At 65.9% G+C, this 24,447-nt stretch carries 17 protein-coding genes, 2 tRNA genes and 3 rRNA genes; 16 read left to right on the top strand and 6 right to left on the bottom strand.

What is annotated here, in order from left to right:
- The first annotated feature begins 651 nt into the window (after positions 1-651).
- The 6 genes from F0U63_RS01595 (at position 652) to F0U63_RS01620 (ending at position 6,717) form a co-directional block, all read left to right on the top strand.
- Positions 652-2,187, top strand: a 16S ribosomal RNA gene (locus tag F0U63_RS01595).
- Between the two features lie 177 nt (positions 2,188-2,364).
- A tRNA-Ile gene (locus tag F0U63_RS01600) sits at positions 2,365-2,441 on the top strand.
- A gap of 65 nt (positions 2,442-2,506) precedes the next feature.
- Positions 2,507-2,579: transfer RNA gene (locus tag F0U63_RS01605), tRNA-Ala, on the top strand.
- A gap of 249 nt (positions 2,580-2,828) precedes the next feature.
- Positions 2,829-5,795 (top strand): 23S ribosomal RNA (locus tag F0U63_RS01610).
- A 162-nt stretch (positions 5,796-5,957) separates the two neighbouring features.
- Positions 5,958-6,074 (top strand): 5S ribosomal RNA (rrf, locus tag F0U63_RS01615).
- The 16S, 23S and 5S rRNA genes sit together here with 2 tRNA genes alongside, the layout of an rRNA operon.
- 193 nt (positions 6,075-6,267) lie before the next feature.
- Entirely contained in the window at positions 6,268-6,717 is a 450-nt protein-coding gene (locus tag F0U63_RS01620; RefSeq protein WP_395842961.1) for a hypothetical protein, read from the top strand.
- 27 nt (positions 6,718-6,744) lie between these two features.
- Here the strand turns inward: F0U63_RS01620 and F0U63_RS01625 are convergent, their stop codons facing one another.
- Complete coding sequence (locus tag F0U63_RS01625; protein ID WP_071902915.1) at positions 6,745-6,948, bottom strand: SlyX family protein; 204 nt, start codon at positions 6,946-6,948, stop codon at positions 6,745-6,747.
- Positions 6,949-7,011: 63 nt separating this feature from the next.
- On the opposite strand from F0U63_RS01625, the gene F0U63_RS01630 reads away from it, so the two are divergent.
- Entirely contained in the window at positions 7,012-7,311 is a 300-nt protein-coding gene (locus F0U63_RS01630) for a hypothetical protein (RefSeq protein WP_043431672.1), read from the top strand.
- A gap of 12 nt (positions 7,312-7,323) precedes the next feature.
- Here the strand turns inward: F0U63_RS01630 and F0U63_RS01635 are convergent, their stop codons facing one another.
- The 3 genes from F0U63_RS01635 to F0U63_RS01645 form a co-directional block, all read right to left on the bottom strand.
- A complete protein-coding gene (locus F0U63_RS01635; protein ID WP_395842964.1) occupies positions 7,324-8,334 on the bottom strand; it encodes a tetratricopeptide repeat protein in 1,011 nt (336 codons plus the stop codon).
- Between the two features lie 45 nt (positions 8,335-8,379).
- Positions 8,380-8,727, bottom strand: a complete 348-nt coding sequence (locus F0U63_RS01640) for a hypothetical protein (RefSeq protein ID WP_043431590.1) — start codon at positions 8,725-8,727, stop codon at positions 8,380-8,382.
- Between the two features lie 158 nt (positions 8,728-8,885).
- Positions 8,886-9,311, bottom strand: a complete 426-nt coding sequence (locus tag F0U63_RS01645) for a hypothetical protein (RefSeq protein WP_395842966.1) — start codon at positions 9,309-9,311, stop codon at positions 8,886-8,888.
- A 272-nt stretch (positions 9,312-9,583) separates the two neighbouring features.
- Here F0U63_RS01645 and F0U63_RS01650 point away from each other — a divergent pair, with 272 nt between their 5' ends.
- The gene (locus F0U63_RS01650) at positions 9,584-11,287 is read left to right on the top strand and encodes a glycerol-3-phosphate dehydrogenase/oxidase (protein WP_395848301.1); all 1,704 of its coding nucleotides are present in this window, start codon (positions 9,584-9,586) and stop codon (positions 11,285-11,287) included.
- A gap of 173 nt (positions 11,288-11,460) precedes the next feature.
- On the top strand, positions 11,461-13,305 hold the full coding sequence (locus F0U63_RS01655; protein WP_395842968.1) for a S8 family serine peptidase: 1,845 nt from the start codon (positions 11,461-11,463) through the stop codon (positions 13,303-13,305).
- A 10-nt stretch (positions 13,306-13,315) separates the two neighbouring features.
- Here the strand turns inward: F0U63_RS01655 and F0U63_RS01660 are convergent, their stop codons facing one another.
- Entirely contained in the window at positions 13,316-13,789 is a 474-nt protein-coding gene (locus F0U63_RS01660; RefSeq protein WP_395842970.1) for an anti-sigma factor family protein, read from the bottom strand.
- Positions 13,786-14,406, bottom strand: coding sequence for an RNA polymerase sigma factor (locus tag F0U63_RS01665; protein WP_395842972.1), 621 nt, complete (start codon positions 14,404-14,406; stop codon positions 13,786-13,788). The genes F0U63_RS01660 and F0U63_RS01665 overlap by 4 nt, the downstream gene beginning before the upstream one ends.
- A gap of 189 nt (positions 14,407-14,595) precedes the next feature.
- Between F0U63_RS01665 and F0U63_RS01670 the strand changes: the two genes are divergently transcribed.
- The 7 genes from F0U63_RS01670 to F0U63_RS01700 all read left to right on the top strand — a co-directional run bounded on the left by F0U63_RS01670 (position 14,596) and on the right by F0U63_RS01700 (position 24,247).
- Positions 14,596-15,480, top strand: coding sequence for a hypothetical protein (locus F0U63_RS01670; protein WP_395842974.1), 885 nt, complete (start codon positions 14,596-14,598; stop codon positions 15,478-15,480).
- A gap of 53 nt (positions 15,481-15,533) precedes the next feature.
- On the top strand, positions 15,534-16,208 hold the full coding sequence (locus F0U63_RS01675; protein WP_395842976.1) for a hypothetical protein: 675 nt from the start codon (positions 15,534-15,536) through the stop codon (positions 16,206-16,208).
- 311 nt (positions 16,209-16,519) lie between these two features.
- Complete coding sequence (locus F0U63_RS01680; protein ID WP_395842978.1) at positions 16,520-17,446, top strand: hypothetical protein; 927 nt, start codon at positions 16,520-16,522, stop codon at positions 17,444-17,446.
- A 22-nt stretch (positions 17,447-17,468) separates the two neighbouring features.
- Positions 17,469-17,972, top strand: coding sequence for a hypothetical protein (locus F0U63_RS01685; protein ID WP_395842980.1), 504 nt, complete (start codon positions 17,469-17,471; stop codon positions 17,970-17,972).
- 372 nt (positions 17,973-18,344) lie between these two features.
- Complete coding sequence (locus tag F0U63_RS01690; protein ID WP_395842982.1) at positions 18,345-20,027, top strand: hypothetical protein; 1,683 nt, start codon at positions 18,345-18,347, stop codon at positions 20,025-20,027.
- 569 nt (positions 20,028-20,596) lie between these two features.
- On the top strand, positions 20,597-22,360 hold the full coding sequence (locus tag F0U63_RS01695) for a hypothetical protein (protein ID WP_395842984.1): 1,764 nt from the start codon (positions 20,597-20,599) through the stop codon (positions 22,358-22,360).
- 132 nt (positions 22,361-22,492) lie between these two features.
- Positions 22,493-24,247 (top strand): hypothetical protein, encoded by a 1,755-nt coding sequence (locus tag F0U63_RS01700; RefSeq protein ID WP_395842986.1) that lies wholly within the window; start codon positions 22,493-22,495, stop codon positions 24,245-24,247.
- Positions 24,248-24,447 lie beyond the last annotated feature (200 nt).

Below are 24,447 nucleotides of genomic sequence, written 5' to 3' on the forward strand. Positions count from 1 at the left end.
GGCGAGCGGGGAAGAGGAAGTCGACGAAGGTGGTTGACTCCCCTGGGGCGAAGCGATAGAAGCCGCGCCCCCTCGGAAAGAAAGGCGAAGCCGCACTGGCGGTGGGAGCCTCTGGCCGAGCGAAGCACAACAGAGCGAAATAAGAAGTCGACGCAGCGAGGTTGACTCGAAACGCGGTGGTGGTAGAAGCCGCCTCCCCCAAGCCGAAGAAGTCACGCAGGTGACGAAAGCGGCGGGCGGGAAAAAACGAGTCGACGAAGCGAGTTGACACGAAGGGCGGAACGGCAGTAGGTTCCGCGCCCCCGAGAAAGAGAAAAGCAGCTCTCCTTCGCGGTGAACCGAAAAAGCGAAGCGGCAACGGCCGCTTGACAGCAGAAACGGTTCAGAATACAACAGCCGCCCCGCTGGTTGAAAGCGGTGAAGCTGAGAAGAACGGTAGCACAGCAGGACAGCCGGAAGCAAGCGGCTCGGTCTTTGAAAACCAGATAGCAAACCCAAAGAAGACAGATTGCGGAAACCGCAGTCAATTCTTGAGACGGGTTCCGCAGCGAGTCGGCGTGAGTCGATTGGCGGGAACCCTGATGAACACAGCGAAGTCAGGTAACCCCTTAGTCGGGACCTGGCCTAGCCGGTTCAACCCTTCAAAAAATTCAATTGGAGAGTTTGATCCTGGCTCAGAACGAACGCTGGCGGCGTGCCTAACACATGCAAGTCGAGCGCGAATGGAGCAATCCTAGTAGAGCGGCGCACGGGTGCGTAACACGTGGATAATCTGCCTGGGTGTCTGGGATAACCAGTCGAAAGATTGGCTAATACCGGATAAGCCCCCGGGAGCTTCGGCTCTTGAGGGAAAAGGTGGCCTCTGTATACAAGCTATCACATCCAGATGAGTCCGCGGCCCATCAGCTAGTTGGCGGGGTAATGGCCCACCAAGGCGACGACGGGTAGCTGGTCTGAGAGGACGATCAGCCACACTGGAACTGAGACACGGTCCAGACTCCTACGGGAGGCAGCAGTGGGGAATTTTGCGCAATGGGCGAAAGCCTGACGCAGCAACGCCGCGTGTGTGATGAAGGTCTTTGGATTGTAAAGCACTTTCGACCGGGACGAAAACCCGTTGGCTAACATCCAACGGCTTGACGGTACCGGGAGAAGAAGCACCGGCTAACTCTGTGCCAGCAGCCGCGGTAATACAGAGGGTGCAAGCGTTGTTCGGAATTATTGGGCGTAAAGCGCGTGTAGGCGGCTTTGCAAGTCGGATGTGAAAGCCCTCGGCTCAACCGAGGAAGTGCGTTCGAAACTGCAGAGCTTGAGTACCGGAGAGGGTGGCGGAATTCCCCAAGTAGAGGTGAAATTCGTAGATATGGGGAGGAACACCGGTGGCGAAGGCGGCCACCTGGACGGTCACTGACGCTGAGACGCGAAAGCGTGGGTAGCAAACAGGATTAGATACCCTGGTAGTCCACGCCGTAAACGATGAGAACTAGGTGTCGTGGGTGTTGACCCCCGCGGTGCCGTAGCTAACGCATTAAGTTCTCCGCCTGGGAAGTACGGTCGCAAGACTAAAACTCAAAGGAATTGACGGGGGCCCGCACAAGCGGTGGAGCATGTGGTTTAATTCGACGCAACGCGCAGAACCTTACCTGGTCTTGACATCCTCGGAATGCCTCAGAGATGAGGCGGTGCCCGCAAGGGAACCGAGAGACAGGTGCTGCATGGCTGTCGTCAGCTCGTGTCGTGAGATGTTGGGTTAAGTCCCGCAACGAGCGCAACCCTCGCCTTTAGTTGCCGCGCAAGCGGATCTCTAGAGGGACTGCCGGTGTTAAACCGGAGGAAGGTGGGGATGACGTCAAGTCCTCATGGCCTTTATGACCAGGGCTACACACGTGCTACAATGGCCGGTACAAAGCGTTGCCAACTCGCGAGAGGGAGCTAATCGCATAAAACCGGTCTCAGTTCAGATTGGAGTCTGCAACTCGACTCCATGAAGGCGGAATCGCTAGTAATCGCAGATCAGCACGCTGCGGTGAATACGTTCCCGGGCCTTGTACACACCGCCCGTCACACCATGGGAGTCGATTGCTCCAGAAGTCATCTCACCAAGAGGTGCCCAAGGAGTGGTCGGTAACTGGGGTGAAGTCGTAACAAGGTAGCCGTAGGGGAACCTGCGGCTGGATCACCTCCTTTCTAAGGAGACCGGGTGCACGGTCGACGCTTCGGCGCGACAGGGTGCACCAGCGACGCAAGTCGCCTTAGGTCAACCAGGTCAACGTTTCTGCAACTGTCGAGGGTTTGCTGTCTGGTTTTGAGAGGCCGAGCGAAGAGGCTCGGTTCTTTGAAAGAGACGGTAGCTGGAAATCCACTGGGCCTATAGCTCAGCTGGCTAGAGCGCGCGCCTGATAAGCGCGAGGTCGGTGGTTCAAGTCCACCTAGGCCCACCAGTTTCCCACCGGGGAGATTGGGGACGCGACGACAGCCGGCAGGTGGAGGGACAGCGACACATTCAGGGGCTGTAGCTCAGTTGGGAGAGCGCCAGCTTTGCAAGCTGGATGTCGTCGGTTCGATCCCGTCCAGCTCCACACAAGTTACTGACGAAGTTTGAGTCAGAACGTTCTTTGACAAGTTCATACGAAGGGTAGAAATCAATTTCTGCTGAGAAGTTCTCAGCGTCGATTGAGGTGACAGCCCGGCTGCGATAGCGGCCTGGTTGGGACACAACGACGCATCAAGTGAATTCTTTCGGGTCCGCGGCGAAGAGCCGGGGCCTGGACCTTGGTCTCGAGTTTCAATGCAACCCGCCGGGAGGCGGGCTGATGAGGGATTAAGGTAAGTAAGCTACTAAGGGCGTGCGGTGGATGCCTAGGTGCCAAGAGGCGATGAAGGACGTGGGTGGCTGCGAAAAGCTCCGGGGAGTTGCCAACCGAACGTTGAGCCGGAGATGTCCGAATGGGGAAACCCAGCGCGGTGAAAGCCGCGTTACCTCAGCCTGAATCCATAGGGCTGAAGGAGCGAACCAGGGGAAGTGAAACATCTCAGTACCCTGAGGAGAAGAAAACAACGAGTGATTCCCAGAGTAGCGGCGAGCGAAATGGGAGGAGCCTAAACCGGTGTCATGAAAATGGCATCGGGGTTGCGGGTCCGCGGTAGGACTCTGGTTTGTTAGCGGAACCATCTGGAAAGGTGGACCAAAGGGCGTGACAGTCGCGTACGCGAAAACGAACTGGAGCCGAGCGGGGTACCCAAGTAGGGCGGGACACGTGCAATCCTGCCTGAATCCGCCGGGACCATCCGGTAAGGCTAAATACTCCTTGGCGACCGATAGTGAACTAGTACCGCGAGGGAAAGGTGAAAAGAACCCCAGTGAGGGGAGTCCAAAGAACCTGAAACCGCATGTCTACAAGCAGTCCGAGCACTACGGGGCAACCCAGTGCGAGGGCGTACCTTTTGCATCATGATTCGGCGACTTAATGTACGTAGCGAGGCTAAGCCGATAGGTGGAGCCGGAGCGAAAGCGAGTCCGAAACGGGCGACACAGTTGCGTGCATTATAACCCGAAGCGGGGTGATCTACACATGGCCAGGTTGAAGTGAGGGTAACACCTCATGGAGGACCGAACTCATGAAAGTTGAAAATTTCTGGGATGAGCTGTGTGTAGGGGTGAAAGGCCAATCAAACTCCGTGATAGCTGGTTCTCCCCGAAAGATATTTAGGTATCGTCTCGAGTAATTCAATGCTGGAGGTAGAGCACTGGAACGGCTAGGGGTCTCACCAGATTACCAAACCGTACCAAACTCCGAATGCCAGCAATTGTTAGCTCGGGAAGCAGTCAGTGGGTGATAACGTCCATTGGCAAGAGGGGAATAACCCAGACCGACAGCTAAGGCCCCCAAGTCTAGTCTAAGTGAACACTAGAAAGGATGTGGCAAGTCATTGACAACCAGGAGGTTGGCTTAGAAGCAGCCATCCTTTAAAGAAAGCGTAATAGCTCACTGGTCGAGACAGGCCGCGCCGAAAATGTAACGGGGCTCAAGACTAGCGCCGAAGCTTCGGATTGCATGCACTCGGTGCATGCAGTGGTAGGGGAGCGTTGCAACAGCTGAGAAGCTAGACCGCAAGGGCTGGTGGAGCGGTTGCGAGTGCTGATGCCGAAATGAGTAGCGATAAAGGGGGTGGGAAACCCCCTCGCCGTAAACCCAAGGTTTCCTGGGTCAAGTTAATCTTCCCAGGGTTAGCCGGGACCTAAGCCGAGGCCGAAAGGCGTAGGTGATGGCAAGCAGGTTAATATTCCTGCGCCATCTTGTAGACGTTGAACCGAGGAAGGACGGAGAAAGCTAGGCGAGCTGACCGGTGGTTGTGTCAGTCCAAAGGCGTAGGGGTGTCGCGTACGAATAAAGGCGCGGCAGCTATCCCCGAGACCCCATGGCCCCCCTCACGGGGCAAGTCGCTGATGCTCGGCTTCCAAGAAAAGTTCCGCGGGGAGTCTACAGGGTGTCCGTACCGCAAACCGACACAGGTGGGTGAGGAGAAAATCCTAAGGCGCTTGAGAGAACTCTCCTCCAAGGAACTAGGCAAATTTCCACCGTAACTTCGGAAGAAGGTGGGCCTCTGACAGGTGTAGGCGTACAGCCGAAGCCGAGAGAGGTTGCAGAGAAATGGCGGTAGCGACTGTTTACCAAAAACACAGGACTCTGCGAAGGCAAGAAGCCGACGTATAGGGTCTGACTCCTGCCCGGTGCTGGAAGGTTAAGGGGATTCGTCAGCCGCAAGGTGAAGCGATGATCCGAAGCCCCAGTAAACGGCGGCCGTAACTATAACGGTCCTAAGGTAGCGAAATTCCTTGTCGGGTAAGTTCCGACCTGCACGAATGGAGTAACGACTTCCGCGCTGTCTCGGAGAGGGACTCAGCGAAATTGAAATAGCTGTGCCGATGCAGTTTACCCGCAGCAAGACGGAAAGACCCCGTGAACCTTTACTACAACTTGACAGTGACACTAGGGTTCGACTGTGTAGGATAGGTGGGAGCCTTTGAAGCCGGGCCGCTAGGTTCGGTGGAGGCAACGGTGAAATACCACCCTGTCGGATTCTGGTGTCTAACCATGCTCCCTCACCGGGAGTTGGAACACTGTCTGGTGGGTAGTTTGACTGGGGCGGTCGCCTCCCAAAACGTAACGGAGGCGCGCGATGGTTCCCTCAGCCCGATTGGAAACCGGGCGGCGAGTGCAATGGCATAAGGGAGCTTGACTGCGAGACGGACACGTCGAGCAGGTGCGAAAGCAGGTCATAGTGATCCGGTGGTCCTGAATGGAAGGGCCATCGCTCAACGGATAAAAGGTACTCCGGGGATAACAGGCTTATCTCCCCCAAGAGTTCACATCGACGGGGAGGTTTGGCACCTCGATGTCGGCTCATCGCATCCTGGGGCTGGAGCAGGTCCCAAGGGTTTGGCTGTTCGCCAATTAAAGCGGTACGCGAGCTGGGTTCAAAACGTCGTGAGACAGTTTGGTCCCTATCTGCTGTGGGCGTAGGATACTTGAGAGGCTCTGACCTTAGTACGAGAGGACCGGGTTGGAGACACCGCTGGTGTACCAGTTGTCTCGCCAGAGGCATCGCTGGGTAGCCATGTGTCGATTGGATAACCGCTGAAAGCATCTAAGCGGGAAACCGACCTCAAGAACAGGTATCCCGGGCGCAAGCCCCTGAAGACCCGTCGAAGACGACGACGTTGATAGGCCGGGTGTGTAAGCGCGGTAACGCGTTGAGCTAACCGGTACTAATAGGTCGAGAGGCTTACTTTACCTCAATCTCTCAGCAGCCCCACCTCAGGGGGTGCAGGAGACACGAGGCCAAGGTCGAGGCCCCGAGCGAGCGCGAGAGCGCGACGCCGGGCCCGGAAGAAGGCACGAGAGCTTCGCAGTGGAAGTTGATTTCCCTACCCTTCGTATGAACTGTCCTGTTTTTCCGGTGGCAATGTCGGAGGGGTCCCACCCGTTCCCATCCCGAACACGGAAGTTAAGCCCTCCAGAGCCGATGGTACTCCGCGGGAAACCGCGCGGGAGAGTAGGTCGCTGCCGGATTTTTTTTGAAGGCCTCGAGTCCGCACCGCAAGGTGTCGACTCGAGGCCTTCGCCTTTTGCGGGCTTCGCCGTGGCGGCCTCAGAGGGCCGTCCGCTGGGCGACACGCGTTGCTTCTTCGTGCTTTCGCACTGGCGGTGTTGCTCCAGGCTTGGTTGATTGGCATTCATCCATTCAACCCGGAGCGCTTTGCTCATGAAGCAGCTGTCGCGTCCTCTCGTCGCCGTCCTCCTCGCGCTTGCCGTGTGCCTCGTCCCGACCCAGTCGGAGGCGAGATCGGATTTCCGCCTGACGCTCGGCGCGGACTACCAGATCAACCACGGAGCCTTCTTCGACATCACCGGCGCGGTGGACTTCATCTTCATCGGGCCTCTGTCCATTGGCGCCCGGTTTGGCGCGATGCTGGCGACCAATCCCACGTCGTTCGGTATCCCCATCGATCTGGATCTGCGCATCAGCCCTCGGGGCGCGCCCATCTACCTGGAGGCGCTCGTCGGCCCGTGGCTGCGCTTCACCGGCGACTTCGTTCGCGCCCACGGCGCCTTTGGTTTCGGCTACCAGAACAGGTCGTTCACCTTCGGCCTCGAAGTGGGCTACCTCACGCCCAGCCCCCATGTCGGTCTGCGGGTCGGCTGGCGCTTGTAGGCCCGTGCCCGGCGGAGTGGCCGCCGCTCAGTAATGCGGTGGCTTCTCCTGTCGCTGCGCATCCACCAGGCCGGGCTCGCCCTCGAGCTTCTTCTTCATGAGGGCGAGCTCCACCCGGAGCCCCTCCAGCTCGCGCCCCTGGGCGTACAGCACCTCGCTCAGTTCCTGCAGCAACTCCTGCTGCTGCATGTAGCGCAGCTCCAGCTCCACGATTCGCGATTCGTCGTCCATGTTCCCCGGGATAACCCGGCCCCGGCCATGTTGTCCCCCCTCGTGTCTCTGGGAGTCCCCTCCATGGATGCGTCCCGTCACCTTCAGCGCGCTCGTGAGCTTCTCGAGCGGGGCCGGCCCGAGCTCGCCGAGTCCGCCTTGAGTGATGCGATCGACGCCGCGGTGCTCGCCGAGGATCTGGTCGTGCTCACTCGCGTGCGCATGGCGCTCGGCAGTCTCCTGGTCGAGCAGCACCGTGAGGAGGAGGCGATGGCCTTCCTCCAGGCCGTCGTGCGAACCGAGATCGCCGATGGTTCCGTGGATGCCGAGGTGAAGGCGGCCGCGCAGTTGCTCCGGCGCATTCGTGGCATCCCCGAGGAGTAGGAGCCGCCGTCCTCAGCGAGTGATGCAGGCGGTCCGCACCGCGTCCAGCCGCTCGGGAAACCGGCGCTCGAGGTCCATGCGCGTCGCCGTCACCGCGTCCGTCCTCCCCGTGCTGCGCTGAATCGCACACAGCGCCGACAGAGCCTTCATGTCCGTCATGTCCAGGCGGTCCGCCGTCCTCAACGCGTCCTCCGCTGCCTGGATGTCCCCCAGCCGGAAGGCCGTGACGCCCAGGTGGTAGTACCCCATCGCCAGTTTCGGATCCGCCTCCACCGCCCTCGAGAAGAGCTGCCGCGCTTCTTCGAGCCGCCCCTGATCCACCCGCACCAGCCCCTCCTCCAGCCACAGCCGGGCCTTCCCCAGGTTCACCCCCTGCGTCCTGAGCACTTCCAGGGCCTCTTCTCCCTGGTGGGCCGCGCTCAGCAGCCGCGCGTACCTCACGCCCACTTCCTTCCTCCCGGGCTCCTTGTGGTACGCCTCCTCCACCGACTTCAGCGCCCCCGCGAGGTCGCCCTCCTCCTCCCGGAAGTCCGCTCGCAACAACGCCGATCGGCCATCCCCCGGTGCCACTTCCTCCGCCTTCCGGAGGGATTCCTCCTCGCACCGGTTCATCCGCTGCCCATGGCAGATCCGCGCCATCAGCAGCTGCGTCTCCACTGAACCGGGCTCCCTGCGCTCCGACTCCTTCGTCAGCTCGTAGGCATCCATCGGCGAGCCCTCGCGCAGCAGCTCCGCCGCCTCCCGCAGGTTCGCTCCCGTGGCCTTCGGGTGGTCCTTCAATGGTTTCAACAGCGCCACGCGCTTCGACGAATCGGGGATCGCCCGCGCGATCGCCAGCTCCTGCTCGGGCATGTTCCTCGGCAACAACATCACCAACAGGTGAAACACCAGCGCCGCCAGGCAGACGAGCAGCACCTTGCGCACGCCTGGATCCATCCCGACGCGACGAGCGCGGTCCTGATTCTCGGCTCGGGGGACGCCCGGCTCCTCCCGGGCTTCTTCGGCGCGTGGCTCGTTCGACACGGGTTCTCTCGAGGGTAGGGGATTCACTGTAGGCGCGGGTCCTGCTCAGGACACCGCCCGGAGTCGCGGTCGCGGCGAGGCGGGCAGTTCCTCCTCGCAGTTCCAGCACAGCTCGAAGTTCCCCGGGCTGCCCTCTCCACAGCGCGGACAGTCCACGATCCGCTCCGCCTTCTCCTTGCCCTCCTCCACCTCGGCTTCCAATTCCCTCGCGCGCGCGACTTCCTCCTCCGGAAGCCACAGCTCCACCCACGTCTCCGTGTTGGGAATCTCCCCGCCCAGCGGCGAGAGGGCCTCGCCTCGCACCTCGACCGAGAACCCCGAGCCCGACAACAACCCTGCTCGAAGTCTCGCCTCTCCTACCGTCCGGTGGACCGAGAACCGCACTCGCTTCATGCTGTCTCTCTGGCATGGTCGCCCGCCGCCGGCAACCCGACGTGCGCCGCCCCGACCCCGGTCCCCTCCGGCTCCCTGTCTTCCTCCCCAGGACAGCAGCCGCTCGGGCCGTCAGACATCCCCCGGTGCCCTCCGGGGAGACGTCCGTCACGGGCCCCTCACTCCTGTTGCCGCAACTCGTGGGGCAACACCGCGTAGGCGTGTCTCGGCGAGCGCGCGTGCAACTCCTCCGTCAGCAGCTCGTCCAGCTCCTCCAACAGCGCGTCATAGGACGAGCCCACTCCTCGTACGGGTTGCCCGGGATGGGCCCCCGCTCTCACTCGCGGTGCTTCCTCCCCTTCGAACGCCAGGCTCACCGCCATCCCCGTCGGGCCTCCCGGGGTGGGCAGCACGATGACCGGTGCCGGCAGGCGTCTGGCTTCCTCCACCAGCGGGCCCAGGCGCTCCTGCTCCTCCACGGTCAGCGCCCGCTCCAGCACCGTCTCCCCCTGCACCAGGATGCGCAGGTTCCTCATGCCCTCGAGCCGGACCGCCTGCGCCCCCGTGTTCGTCCTCCCGCTGCGCTCGTACGTCAACGTGCTCACGCGCCACCTCCCCACTTCGCGCTCCAGTGGTGCTCCAGTGATGGAGGTATTCATGCCCCGCCTTCCAGGCACCTCTTCCCCTCGTCCGCACGACACTCCCCGACGCTCCCTCCCGGTGCAGTGTCCGTTGTTCCTCACCCCCCCGCCCTCCGTTGCCTCTTCGTCGCCCCTTCGTTACCCCCTTGACGCGCCGCGTTTCGTTCCCACTGCCACCCAATCTCCTTCGCCGCTAGACTCCCTCCGTGACTCCTGAATCCGCCGCCCCGAGTGCCCTGGCCCCCTTCTCCCGCCAAGAGGTCCAGTCGCTCGTCTCCCTGCCCGCTCCCCGTCCGCCCGCTCCTCGCTCCGAGCGCCTGCTCGCCCTGTCGTCCCAGGCCTTCGATGTCCTCGTGATCGGCGGCGGCATCACCGGCTGCGGCATCGCTCGCGACGCCGCCCTGCGGGGCTTGCGCGTGGCGCTCGTGGAGCGCGAGGACTTCGCCTCCGGCACCTCCAGCCGCTCCTCCCGCCTCGTCCACGGCGGCGTGCGCTACCTGGAGCATGGTCACCTCGGCCTCGTCTTCGAATCCAGCATCGAGCGCTACCGGCTGCTGCGGCTCGCGCCCCACCTGGTCCGCCCCCTGGCCTTCGTCTGGCCCGTCTACAAGGGCGCCCGCCTGAAGCGCTGGAAGCTCGCCGCCGGCCTCAAGCTCTATGACGCCCTGGCCCTCTTCCGCAACGTGCGCAACTCGCGCCTGCTCAACTCGCGCCAGGTCTCCGACACCTTCCCGGGCATCCGCTCCGAGGGCCTCACCGGCGGCGCTCGCTACTACGACGCCGCCACCGATGATGCCCGGCTCACGCTCGCCAACGTCATCTCCGCCTCCGAGGCCGGCGCCGTCATCCTCAACCACGCCTCCGTGCGCGCTCTCCTCCTGGAGAACGGCAAGGCCCAGGGCGCCACCGTCGTCGACATGCTCACCGGCCAGGAGCACACCGTGCGCGCCCGCGCCGTCGTCAGCGCCACCGGCCCCTGGAGCGATGAGATCCGCAAGCTCGATGCCGCCCAGGAGGGCTCGCCCGCCGTGCGCGGCTCCAAGGGCGTGCACATCGCCGTGCCCCGCGAGCGCCTGCCCACGCCCCCCGATACCGCCATCACCCTCCTGTCCCCCGTGGACGGCCGGGTGATGTTCATCCTCCCCGCCGCCACCCACACCATCATCGGCACCACCGAGACCCCCACCCAGTCCCATCCCGCCGAGGTGCGCGCCAGCGTGTCCGACCTGGACTACCTGCTCGCCTCCGCCAACGGCCTCTTCCCCGAGGCCCGCCTGGTGCGCGAGGACGTCGTCAGTGCCTGGGCCGGCATCCGCCCGCTCGTGGCGAGCGCCTACTCCGGCTCCGGTGACGCCAACAGCGCCAGCCGCGAACACGCCATCCACGCGAGCCCCTCGGGCGTGCTCGCCATCTCCGGTGGCAAGCTCACCACCTACCGCGTCATGGCCAGCGACATGGTCAACGCCGTCGAGAAGCAGCTCGGCGTGCCCCACCAGAAGGCCCGTACCGGCTCGCTCGCGCTGCCCGGCGGGGACTTCGCCTCCTTCGACGCGGAGCTCGCCGCCGCGCGCGCCGAGGTGGGCCGTGACGACGTCGCCCTCCACCTCGTGCGCGCCTACGGCAACCGCTGGCGTCTGCCCTGGGCCCTCACCCGCGAGCGGCCCGCGCTCGCCGAGCCCCTCGCGCCCGGTCTGCCCTACCTGCGCGCCGAGGCCGTCCACGGCGTCACCCACGAGTTCGTCCACTCCCTGGATGATCTGCTCGTGCGCCGCCTCAAGCTGGCCTTCGAGACGCGCGACCTCGGCCGCGCCGCCGCCCGCCTCGCCGCCGCCGACATGGCCCCCCTGCTGGGCTGGAGCCCCGAGGACGTCGAGCGGCAGCTCGCCGAGTACTCGCGTCACGTGGAGCGGCTGTTCGGAATCGAGTCCGCCTCGCGCTGAGGGCCCCACCCTCCTCTCGGGGGGCCCTATCGCCGGGCGAGTAGACGGCCTAGCCTAGTTCCCCAGGAATGGGGCCGGCGCATCCACCGTTGGTGATGCCCGGCCCGCAGGGCGCGAAGCACCGGCGTGGTGCGATCCCCCGTCGCGAACGGGGTGCAAGGAGACGTCACGACATGAGGCGACTGGTTCTGTTGGGCCTGCTGGGAATCGCGGGGGGTGGCTGTGGGGTCGAGCCCCCTCCGGATGATGTCATGCCGCAGGAGCAGCCTTTGTGCCCGGAACTCGTCGTCCAATCGAAGGCGGCGCCCGCCGCTTCCTCCCGCGCCACCGGCACCGCCTCCTCCGCCCTGTCCTCCGGCGACGCCCAGCCCATGCTGGTGCGCTTCCGTCCCCAGAAGGGCCCGCGCACCGCCGCCGCACTGCGCGGCCGCGAGGACCGCGTGCGCTCGCTGGGCGCCCGCGTGAAGCGCCACTGGCCCACGCTCGAGGCCATGGCCCTCTCCCTCACCCCGGAGGCCCAGGCCCGGCTCGCCAAGGACCCCGACGTGCTCTCCATCGAGCCGGATCACAAGGTGTCCGCGCTCGGCGGCGTCTCCACCTGGACGCGGCCCATGGCGGCGTCGTCGGCCACGCCGAGGCTCCAGGGCGGTGGCATTCCCTCCGAGTACACCCAGGCCCTGCGCATGACGCAGGCCAACGAGGTGTGGGACCCCGACAACGCGGGCTCCCTCAAGCCAGGGACGCCCACGGGTTCGGGCCGGACCGTCTGTGTCGTCGACAGCGGCATGGACCTGCAACACCCCGAGCTCCAGGCCGTCTACGCCGGGGGCAAGGACTTCGTCGATGATGACGAGGATCCCGAGGACAAGGACGCGCAGGGCGCCTGGGGCGGAGGCCACGGCACCCACGTGGCGGGCATCATCGCCGCGCAGCCCGGTGTGCACGGCAACGTGAATCCCAATGACCCCACCCTGAGCCCCTCGGGCGTGGTGGGCGCCGCCCCGGGCGTGCGGTTGCTCGTCGCGCGCGTGCTCGACACGGATGGCAACGGCAAGGTGTCCGACGTCATCACCGCCGTCGAGTGGTGCGTGGAGAAGAAGGCGAACATCATCTCGCTGTCGCTGGGCTCGTCGGATAGCAGCGACCTCGAGAGGGAGGCCTTCGACAAGGCCAGGGCCGCGGGTCTGCTGTCCTTCGCGGCCAGCGGCAACGGCGGCGAGACGGCCACCGAGGAGTCGCGCGTCTACCCTGCCGCCTATGACTCCGTCATCGCCGTGGGCGCGGTGGACGAGGAGGCCAAGCACCCCAAGTTCTCCCAGATCGGCCCCCACCTGGACTTCGTGGCCCCTGGCGTGAACATCTACTCCACCTATCCCCGGGGCAATGCGCCCTACGCCAACCTGTCGATCGGCGGCACCTTCTACGCCTCGTCGGCCCTGGATTACGTGCCCTACGAGGAGTACGAGGGCAAGCTCCTCAACTGCGGTCAGGGCAGGGGCCTGCGCTCCTGCCCCGAGGCCACCTGCGACGGCTTCGTCGCCTACGTGGAGCGCGGGGGGGACATCACCTTCGCCGACAAGGTGCGCAACGTGCGCTCCCAGGGCGCGCGCGCCGTCATCATCGGCAACAACGATCCCACGGATGACGAGTCGCTGCTCTTCACGCTCGGCTCCAACGGGAGCTGGCCCCCGGTGACGGCGGTGACCACCACGCTCGTGCCCACCTTCCTCGCCCAGGTGGGCCAGAACGTGCGCCTGGGCATCCAGGGCAGCGACTACGCCTTCAGCACCGGCACCTCCATGGCCACGCCCTATGCGTCCGCCGTCGCCGCGCTGGTGTGGAGCGCCCGCCCGGAGCTCACGAGCGACCAGGTGCTGGAGATCCTCCAGAAGTCCGCCCGGTACATCCCCAACCCCGCACAGCCCTCGAAGACGGAGCAGAACGACGTGTTCGGCTACGGCCTCGTGCAGGCCAGGGCCGCGGTGGAGCGCGCCCTCGTGTACCCGTCGTCGCCCTGACGCGGCGGGTTCACCAGGGCGGCTGGGTGGGCGAGGCCAACAGGCATGCGCCCACCCGGGCCTCCATGCGGGCCACCGCCTCGATGCCCGGATCCGTGCACACCTCCACCCGGGCCATGGACACGAGCCCCTCTCCCCAGGGCTCCTCGGGGCGGGCCGTGGGGCGCGCCGTGGGCAGCAGGCTGAGCGTCACGCACGACACCAGCGCCGCCGCGGCCCACATCCCCCCGCGCCACTCCCTCAGCCAGGAGCGCGATGGCGCGGGCCGCGACCGGGCCTCCCACGCGCCCGTCTCCAACGCCCGCCGCGTGGGTTGACGCCTCGCCCGCCGCGCCATCCACCCGCGCTCCATCCTCAGCCACTCCAGCGTCCGCGCGCACGTGTCACATGCGGCCGCATGCGCGCCCACGCGGCCGGCTTCCTCCGCGGACAACTCTCCGGCGAGCAGGGCGTCCAGGTCCGACTCGCGGCAGGGGAGACTCATGACCGACCTCCTGTTGCCACGTGCCCGGCCAGCCGCTCGCGCAACTGCAACCGGGCCCGGTGGATTTCATTCTTCACCTTGGGCAGTGACCAGCCCATCACCTGGGCGATGTCCTCGTAGGCCAGCCCATGGTCGATGCGCAGCAGCAGCGCCGCCCGGCGCTCCTCACGCACCTCGCCGAGGGCCTCGCTCAGCAGGCCCTCCAATTCGCGATCCAACAACCACGCCTCGGGAGTGGGCGAGGGCCGCGCCGCCTCCAGCAGGGGCTCGTTCTCCTCGGAGGCGACGTCCAGGTGCGTGGCCTGGCCGCGGCGTGACTCCAAATAGACGTGGCGCGCGATGCCCAGCAGCCACGAGACGAACCGCGTGTCGTCACGCATTGCCCCGAGCCGCGCATGCGCCCGCACGAACGTTTCCTGGGTGGCTTCGTCCGCGGCGGCCTCGTCCCGTAGCAGGTCGCGCAGGAAGCGCCAGACGGCGGGCGAGTGCTGTTCGAAGAGGCCCCGGAAGGCGGCCGGATCCCCTCTCCGCGCGCGGGCGACGAGCCGGCGCTCGGCGTCGCCGGCGGGTACCGCGCTGCCCGTGAAGGGCATTCGGATCGCGAAGAGATGGGCCACGCCTCAACGTGACACGAAGCCGCCGGAAGTTTCACCCCTCCCGCCTTTCATTCCGTTTTCCACCGTCCGGCCCGTTCCCCCGCCCCAAGGGCAGCCTGGGAGCCAGCCCTTCCCCCCGTCCGGGTGGGTGTCTTGGTGAACGATTCCCACCTTGCGGGCAGGTAGGGGTTCACGACGAGGAGGAGTGAGATGCGCGGAGCCATGTGGATGGCGCTGGCCTTGCTGGGGACCACCCCTCTGGTGGCCCTGGCGCAGCAGCAGGGCGGAGTGGGGCAGCAACAGCAGCCCGCGGCGGGACCGACGGGCGCGGCCAGCATCCAGCAGGGACAGGACACGGCGGGCCCGGGCACCTTCGGGCCGTTCGGGCAACAGGGCAACGCGGGACTCAATGGCGTGCCCTTGCAGAACAACACCCAGGCGGGCGGCGCGGGGCTTCAGGGAACAGGCGGCACCGGGACGGCTGGACCCGGGGGGCCCACCTATTGGGGGACCACGCCGGAGATGCCCTCCGCGTCGCCCTTCTTGAGCCCAGGCACCCAGACGGGCACGGGGGCGGCGGGCGGAACAGGTGGTTCCGGCGGAACCGGCGGTTCGGGTGGCAATGCTGGCGCCACGACGGGCGGCGGCGGGCAGGGGTCCCTCACCGACCTCCAGCGGCGCGTGGAGGCCCTGGAGCGCGAGGTCTCCACTCTGCGCGGGACGGGCGGCACCGGAGGGGCAGGGGGCTCCGGCGCGGGAGGCTCGGCCTCGGCGCCCCGAGCCACGAACGACACGGCCAACGCCTCCCGGGACGATGACACTCAGCCGGTCACGGTGGTCACCGTGGAGTTCGATGGGCGCGTGCGCGACGTCACGCCCCAGCACATCGACGTCGTCGACGTCACGGATGGCACCGTCTCCCGGCTCGCCATCGATGATCAGACGCGGGCGTTCAAGGGCTCCACGCGAAAGCAGATTCCCCTCAAGCAGATCTCCGAGGGCGCGCGGGTGCAGACCTCGTTCGCGTACGTCGATGGTGTCGAGCGTGCGCGCGACATCGTCGTGCAGTCCTCGCCACGCAAGTCCCAGAAGTAGGCCCACCCCCGGGGGCCTCCCCGGGGTTTCGTGAAGAAGGGAGCGCAAGTCCGATGGCAAGGCAAACCTGGATGGGATTGGGCGTGGCGGCGCTCGGCATGGCCCTCGTGCTGGGCGCGGAGCAGGGGGCCGCCCAGACGACGGAGCAGACGACGGAGCAGGACGGCGGCACGCAGTCGCAGGCCGAGGCCGAGGCCCAACAGCGCCTGGAAGTGGCCCGGCTGCGCACGCAGGTGGCCCAGCTCCAGCAGCAGCTCGCGCGGATGCGCACCCAGCTCGCGCAGGCCCAGTCCAATGCGCCCGCGTCCTCCACGGAGCAGGGCGTGGGCGGCAGCGGCACGGACACGGCCAGCGGCGACACCGGCCGGACCTCGGCCATCGGAGACCCCAACGCCGAGGCCCCCGAGGGCGCCACGGGCATCGGCTCTCCCACGAGCATCGGCTACCCCACGGGCACGGCGCCCTCGGAGGACGACGACTCGGGCTACGCCCTCGCCAACGTGCTGCATACCGGCCGCGTGCGCTCCGTGTCGGGCCAGCAGATCGTCCTCGCGGAGGAAGGGGGCATCTCCACCACCCTGCCCCTCGCGAGTGACGTCCAGGTCCTGCGCGGCCGGCAGCGGGTGTCCCTCCAGAGCCTCGAGGAGGGGACGCTCGTGCGCACCTCCGCGAACCTGTCCTCCCCAGGCAACCCGGTGTCGCGCATCGAGATCCTCCCCACCCGGTGAGCCGCTCCTCCGGGGCCGGGAGGCTCCATCCTTCCCTGTCCGCCCGAACATCCCGCGCGCCGCTCCCGGCCGCGGTGATGCGTGGCGCTGACGGATGCGGCGATATGGCCAGCGCTCCCGGGGATTTACTCAGGCATGGACCTGGTGACCGCACCTGTCAGAGCCGCGAAATCCCACCCCCGCCGCATCCACCCAGGGGGTGCTGTCCTTCACCGTGGGAAAAAGTAGGACAGTAGGCGCAACATGCCTCCTGATTTCTACGATAACCTTTTCAAAACCGTCCACTTTTTCCAGACAGGCAGGACTCTTCCATGACGAGCATCGACCGCAATGCCTCGCCCGCCCTTCGCACGGCCACGTCCTCGACTCCCGCCGAGAAGAAGCCGGTGCCCGTGTCGGGGGGGCCGGCCCCGCTCCCGGCGACGACGGGGGCTCGCGCTGACGGCTTCGAGGGCGCATCGCGCGCCGGGCCGGTGAACAAGCTGCTCGGCGGCATCTTCGGGGGAGGGGACAAGAAGTATGACGGGCTGCTGGTGGGGGCCAAGGGCGCGACGTTCCCGCCGGGCACACCGCTGAGCCAGGTGCCGGGCGTCACCCCGCGCGACAACGCCCACCCGGCCGAGACGCTCCTCTACGTCAACGGCATCAACAACACCAAGGACAAGCAGTTCGCGAGCATGCAGCAGCTCGCCGAACGCACGGGCGCGAAGGTCATCGGCGTGCACAACGCCACCGAGGGCATGGTGGCCGACCTGGCCCAGTGCGTGACGGACAAGCTGGACAAGGGCAAGAACCCGGCCGTGGACACGATGGCGGACACCGTCTACGCGGAGCTCAAGGCGGGCCGGGGCGTGCACCTGGTGGCGCACAGCCAGGGCGCGCTCGTCACCAGCCGCGCCCTCAACGACGTGGCCAACCGCCTGCGCATCGAGGACGGACTGTCCTCGGCCCAGGTGGAGAAGGCGATGAGCAAGCTCAAGGTGGAGACCTTCGGCGGCGCCGCGGCCCACTTCCCGGATGGCCCCCAGTACGTGCATTACGTGAACAAGAACGACCTGGTGCCCACGTGGTTCGGCCAGGGCGATGGCGATGGCGTGGACGAGTGGGCGCGGGATGGGGGCAAGGGCGCCGTCATCCGCCGCTTCGAGCAGGGCTCGGGCATCGAGGGGACGCACTCGTTCGACAGCGTCTACCTGAAGCATCGCGTCCCCTTCGAACAGGCACGCGCGGGCCACTAGCCGCGGAAAGGGTGCGCACAGCATGCTCCAATGGTTGATGTCCGCGGTGGGGCTCGGTCCGCCCCCACCCGCGAGTGGTGGTCCCCTGACGCGGGAGACGGCCGGCGAACTGGTGCGCTGGTTGATGCGCTCCCAGGGCGCGGCGCCCGGCCCCGGTCTCAACCCCCAGGGCTTCGGGGGGTTCGCCGTGGGCGGCGCCCAGGTGTACTTCGAGTACCACGAGGCGCGTGGGGTGCTCGAGTGCAGCGCGCTCGTGTACCGCTTCAACGAGCCGCCCAGGCCGGGCGTCATCGAGGGCTTCGAGGCCGAGGCGCGCGAGGGCACCGATACGGGCGGCGGCTCGGTGGATTACGAGCGGGAGAACCGTGGCCTGTTCCTCAGCCGCGAGTACTCCGTGGTGCCCGAGGGCGCCGCCTTCGCTCGGGACATGAAGCGCCTGGCCAAGGCGAGCCTCGTGTGGGGCGACGAGGTGCTCGACCGCGTCGCCTCGCGCGTCTTCCACCCCGAGGAACTCGAGAAGCGCTGAGCCGGCCTGGGCTCCCCTCGCCGGGGGAGCCCGCCAGGCACGCTTTCCGGCTTCAATTCCTTACATGTCGTCACGGGACTGGAGCGGATGCACCACTCCGGCGGGAGCTTCCGTCCGCGGCATCTCCTGACAAGAGGGCGGTAAACCGTGTCGGCCCCGGCTGGATTCTTGTCGTGATGACAGACAATCTCTGGAATTGATAAAGGATGTCCTTTCATCATTGGAAAGACAGGTTCGTTGCAGTAAGAATCATCGGGCCAGGAGCGGCGGGTCGGGGGTGACAGTCGTCGAGCGCCAGGAGCCTGAGACATGCAAGACAATTCAAGTCCTCGTGGAATTTCCTCGTGCAGGTATGACAAACAGAAGAGGCGCATGACCCTGGGCTGGGTGGCGGCGGGAACCGTGGGGCTGATGTCTTTCACGAGCCACGCCCAGGCGCCGGCCAACGTGGTCTTCCTGCTGGACAACAGCGAGGCCATGCAGAACTTCGTGGAGTTCCTGCCCGAGGCCGCCACGCCCGGCTACTACCCCACGCCCGAGGCGCCCCTGCCGGGAGAGCAGGGCTACAACGGACCCTACGGCCACTTCACCAACACGGGCTGCACGGATCCCGCGCTCGTCGAGGCGATGAGCTGGTTCGACAAGAGCAGCGAGGACCCGGCGAGGAATGGCTCGGTCATCGTGGACAGCGATCCCTCGCTGGGGTCGCGGTTCTTCGAGCCGGAGGCCTTCTATCACTCGCGGGGCCGGCGCGTAGCCTGGCAATCGGAAGAGTTTCCGTATTCGATGGGCAGCGTCTTCACCTCGCTGCAGAGCACCCCTGATGCGCAGCTGGCCTGCCGGCAGGTGTGGAACTTCGACAGCAAGTTCAGGAACTCGCCCTTGTGGCAGGAGTGCCTGTCGTGCCTGGAGTCCAAGGGCTGGTGGCGGGGCCCCATCGTGCCCGCGGACATCAATGACAAGAGCGGGCACCTGGGCCCGCCGCGCGCCAAGGACGAGCCGCCGCTGCCCCCCGAGGCCAAGCGCAAGTGGGTGGTCAGTGGCCGCATCCTGAACCTGCGCCCGCCCAAGTTCGTGGTGGCGCGCAAGGCCATCAAGGAGGCCATCGCCTCGGCGTCCCACGTGCGCATCGGCGTGGCCAGCGTGGGCCGCGAGTACGGCTGGTTCGACCCGCCGGAGCTCTTCGCGGAGCTGCGCCCGAGCTGTGACCTGTCCACGCCCGTCATCGACGAGGCCGGACTGGATCGGCCCCGGCTGAACCAGGCCGTCAACCAGACGCTGTTCCGCAACAACGCGCGCTCCATCGGCGAGTCGCTCTTCGGCCTGGGCGGCTACTTCTCCTCGGAGAAGGTGGACTCGAAGTGGAGCGGTTGGTTCGCGCAGCCCATCACCCCGGGCGCCTTCGGCTGGCCGGGCTGCTGCAACGGTGGCACCACGGACAACCCCTACACGGGCCGCGCGGGCGCCACCTGGGCCGCGACGTCCGACGAGTGGCTCAAGCTGGCGTACACGGATCCCGTCTCCGGCTCGGTGCGTCCGGGCCAGCCCTGGGAGACGGGAGGCAACGAGCGCTCCATCTGCTCCAGCGACCAGGCCAGCGCCATCATCCTGGTGAGCGGCGGCGCGCCCCAGTACGACAACTCGGTGCCCATCACCAAGATGGTCGAGCTGCTCAAGGCCAACGGCATCACGCCTCCGCACGGCGTGGCGGACCCCAATGCCTGGCCGGATCCGCGCGGCGTCAATTATTGCTACCTGTTCGGCACCTCGGAGGACTGCGACTACACCGACTACAACTGGCCCACGGGGCCCGTGCCGGGCAACAAGAACTACATGGATGACGTGGCCTTCTTCTTGTCGCACACGGACCTGCGTGGAGACCTGAGTGGCTCCCAGAAGGTGCGCACGTACGTCGTCGGCTATGGCACCGCCCACCCCATGCTCCAGAGCATCGCCGTGGCGGGCCAGGGCAGCTTCTTCCAGGCCAGCCAGCCGGCCGCCCTGCGCGACGCGCTCCAGCAGGCGCTCACGGAGATCCGCTCCGCCACACCCTGAGTCCTTGGCGGGTGTGAAGTGAAGACGCCCCCGGAAGAGGCCGGCTCTCGGCCTCCTCCGGGGGCGTTCGCGTCTCTTCTCCACGCCCAGCTCCTCGAGTCCATTGAAAGATCGGCATGAGGTGTGAACCGCTTCACAGCGGCTCCGAAGGGGATGTGGCATCAAGGGATGAACCCAGGCTCCATCAATCATTCACCCCCAAGGGGCCGAGAGGCAGTCCTTGCTGAAAACCAGAGACGTCCCCGGAGCAACAGCCGGGGCCGCCAGCGGAGACACCCGCGTGACGGCCAGAACAGCACCTCGCCATGAGAGCGGTCACGCTGCCGTCACCGCGGTGTGTCACCTTCCGTGCCTCATCGTGCTGAAAGAGCCGCTCGACCTGGTTCCGGTTGAAATTTCCTCACGGGGTGCCGCGAGGATGAAGGCGCTCTCGGAGAATGCCGGTAAACCTTGCTCAATTTCAGCCGGGCAATCACATCTCTTGACGTGAATGAAATAGACAGGCAGTAATGACTGACACCGCGCGAGTGGATGATGAATCGCTCGCGCGTGTGTTTGGAGGTATCATCATGAACAGCCGTTGGAGTCGCGGCACGAGGCGCGGTCTGGTGCTTGGGGGAATGATGGGAGCGGTGGGGCTCCTGCCGCTCGCGAGCCAGGCTCAGTCTCCCGCCAATGTCATCTTCCTGTTGGACAACAGCGAGTCCATGCAGGATTTCTCCACCTATCTGCCCGAGGCCTTCACCCCGGGCTATTCGCCCACGTCGGGGACCACGGCGGGGTATCCGGGCTACAATGACCCGAACATCGGTCACTTCATCAACACGGGCTGCTCGGATCCGGCGCTCGTCGCCGAGATGAGCTGGTTCGACAAGGACAGCCCGGACCCGGAGAAGAATGGCTCGGTGGTCTATGACAGCGACCCCGATCTGTCCTCTCCCACCTTCGCGCCCGCCCAATTCTATCACTCGCGGGGCCGGCGGATCGCCTGGGCGGCGGAAGAGCTTCCGTACTCGCTGTCGCCGGATTTCACGGGCCTGAGCAGCTCCTCCGACGCGCAGTACGTCTGCCGCCAGGTGTGGGACTTCAACAGCAAGTACAAGGACACGCCCATCTGGAACGAGTGCATCAGCTGCCTGCAGACCAAGGGCTGGTGGCGCGGTCCTCTCGTGCCTGCGGCCATCAATGACAAGAGCGGGAAGCTGGGGCCGCCGCGGGCCAATGACGAGCCGCCGCTTCCCCAAGAGGCCAAGCGCAAGTGGGTGGTCAGCGGCCGTATCCTGAACCTGCGCCCGCCCAAGTTCGTGGTGGCGCGCAAGGCGCTCAAGGACGTCATCCAGACGGCGAGCCACGTGCGCATGGGCGTGGCCACCTTCGGCGGCGATCGCGGCTGGTTCGATCCGCCCTGGATGCTCGAGGATGTGAGCCCAGGCTGCAGCGCGTCCTCCCCCATCAACGAGACCCAGTTGAATCGCGCCCACCTGGCCAATGTCGTCAACGACACGCGCTTCCGCAACAACGAGCGCTCCACGGGAGAGGCCCTCTTCGGCCTGGGCGGCTACTTCTCCTCGCAAGTCACGGATGGCCAGTGGACCTCGTGGTTCTCCCAGCCCGTGGGCACTCCTTATTGGGGCTGGCCGGGTCTGCCGAGTGGCGGGACGTACGACAGCCCCTATGGCGGTCAGGCCGGTAGTGGCTACGGCAAGGCCTCGGATGAGTGGCTCAAGGCTCCCTACTCCTCCTACGACCCCATCTACCAAACCTACGTCACCCTGCCGGGCCAGCGCTTCGAGCGGGGCGGGGACTATCGGTCCATCTGCTCCGAGACCCAGGCCAATGCCGTCATCGTGGTGACGGGGGGCGAGCCCCGCTCCGACAACTCGGTGCCCATCACCAAGATGATGAGCCTGCTCGTGGCGCAGGGGGCCCAGCACCCCAATGGCCAGCCGCTCACGTTCGACCCCATCAATCCCGAGTTCAATCCCAACTCGGGCGGGGTCAACTACTGCGACCAGTTCGAGAAGAGCCCCGGCGTCCTGGCAACCCAGGCGGACTGCGACTACACCGAGTACAACTGGCCGCACGGACTGGCGGCGGGCAACAAGAACTTCATGGATGACGTGGCCTTCTTCCTCTCGCACTCGGACCTGAGAGGGGACCTGCCCGGCACGCAGCGGGTGCGCACGTACGTGGTGGGCTACGGCTCCTCCCACCCCATGCTCCAGAGCATCGCGCTGGCGGGCCAGGGCAGCTTCTTCCGGGCCGACGACACGACGTCTCTGCGCAACGCGCTCCTGCAGTCGCTCTCGGCGATTGGCGCCGCCACGCCCTGAGTCCTTGAAGGTGTGAAGTGAAGAAGCCCTCGGAAGAGGTTGGCTCTCGCTTCTTCCGGGGGCGTTCGTGTCTCTTGAAGCGGAAGCGCGGGGGATGGAGTTGCCTCCGTGCGGACCTGGGGTGGTCACATCATGAACAGCCGTTGGAGTCGCGGTACCAAGCGGAGTCTGGTGCTCGGGGGAGTGTTGGGAGCGGTGGGGCTCCTGCCGCTCGCGAGCCAGGCGCAGTCTGCCGCCAATGTCATCTTCCTGTTGGACAACAGCGAGTCCATGCAGGATTTTCCCACGTACCTGCCCGAGGCCTTCACGCCGGGCTATTCGCCCACCACGGGGACCACGGTGGGGTCCCCGGGCTACAATGACCCGGACATCGGTCACTTCATCAACACGGGCTGCTCGGATCCGGCGCTCGTCGCCGAGATGAGCTGGTTCGACAAGGACAGCGCGGACCCGGCGAAGAATGGCTCGGTGGTCTATGACAGCGACCCCGATCTGACCTCTCCCACCTTCGCGCCCGCCCAATTCTATCACTCGCGGGGCCGGCGGATCGCCTGGCAGAGGGAAGAGCTTCCGTACTCGCTGTCGCCGGATTTCAAGACCCTGAGCAGCACCCCCGATGCCACTTGGGCCTGCCGGCAGGTGTGGGATTACAGCAGCAAGTATACGGGCACGCCCATCTGGAACGAGTGCATCAGCTGCTTGCAGACCAAGGGCTGGTGGCGCGGTCCCCTCGTTCCCGCGGACATCAACAGCAGGATCGGGAAGCTGGGGCCGCCGCGGGCCAAGGACGAGCCGCCGCTGCCCCCCGAGGCCAAGCGCAAGTGGGTGGTCAGTGGCCGCGTCTTGAACCTGCGCCCGCCCAAGTTCGTGGTGGCCCGCAAGGTGCTCAAGGACGTCATCCAGACGGCGAGCCACGTGCGCATGGGCGTGGCCACCTTCGGCGGAGACCGTGGCTGGTTCGACCCGCCCTGGATGCTCGCGCAGGTGAGCCCGAGCTGCGGCGCGTCCTCCCCCTTCGACGAGACCCAGTTGAATCGCGCCCAACTGGCCAAGGCCGTCAACACCACGCTCTTCCACAACAACGAGCGCTCCACGGGAGAGGCCCTCTTCGGCCTGGGCGGCTACTTCTCCTCGCAAGGGGTGGATGGCCGGTGGACTTCCTGGTTCGCCCAGCCCGTGGGCACTCCCAATTGGGGCTGGCCGGGCCAGCCGAGGGGCGGGACCTACGACAGTCCCTATTTCAGCAATCAGTTTGGTGTTGGCTACGGCAAGGGCTCGGATGAGTGGCTCAAGGCGCCGTTCGCCTACTACGACGAGTCCACCCAGACTTCTTACTTCTATCCGGGCCAGCCCTGGGAGGTAGGGGGGGACCAGCGCTCCATCTGCTCCGAGACCCAGGCCAGCGCCGTCATCGTGGTGACGGGGGGCGAGCCTCGCTCCGACAACTCGGTGCCCATCACCAAGATGATGAGCCTCCTCGTGTCACAGGGGGCCCGGCACCCGAGCGGCGAGCCGCTCTGGTTCAACCCGCTCGATCCCAGGGTCTATCCCGACGTGGACACAGGGGGGGTCAATTACTGCCACCTGGTCGGCGCCACGACGGCGGACTGCGACTACACCGAGTACAACTGGCCGCACGGACAGGTGGCGGGCAACAAGAACTTCATGGATGACGTGGCCTTCTTCCTGTCGCACACGGACCTGAGAGGCGACCTGCCCGGCACCCAGCGCGTGCGCACGTACGTGGTGGGCTACGGCTCCTCCCACCCCATGCTCCAGAGCATCGCGCTGGCGGGCCAGGGCAGCTTCTTCCGGGCCGACGACACGACGTCCCTGCGCGACGCGCTCCAGCAGTCGCTCGCGGAGATTGGCGCCGCCACGCCCTGAGTTCCTGGCGGATATGAAGTGAAGACGCCCCCGGAGGAGGCCAGCGCTCGGCCTCCTCCGGGGGCCGTTGGCGTCTCTTGACGTGGAAGGGACGCACATCCGGCGGTGACGCCCGCGTGATGGCCAGAACAGCGCCTTGCCATGGAGTGCGGTCACGCTGCCGTCACCGCGGTCTGGCACTTTCCGGGCCTCATCGAGCC

Origin of the sequence: Cystobacter fuscus (assembly GCF_044360685.1) — a bacterium.
GTDB classification, from domain to species: domain Bacteria; phylum Myxococcota; class Myxococcia; order Myxococcales; family Myxococcaceae; genus Cystobacter; species Cystobacter fuscus_C.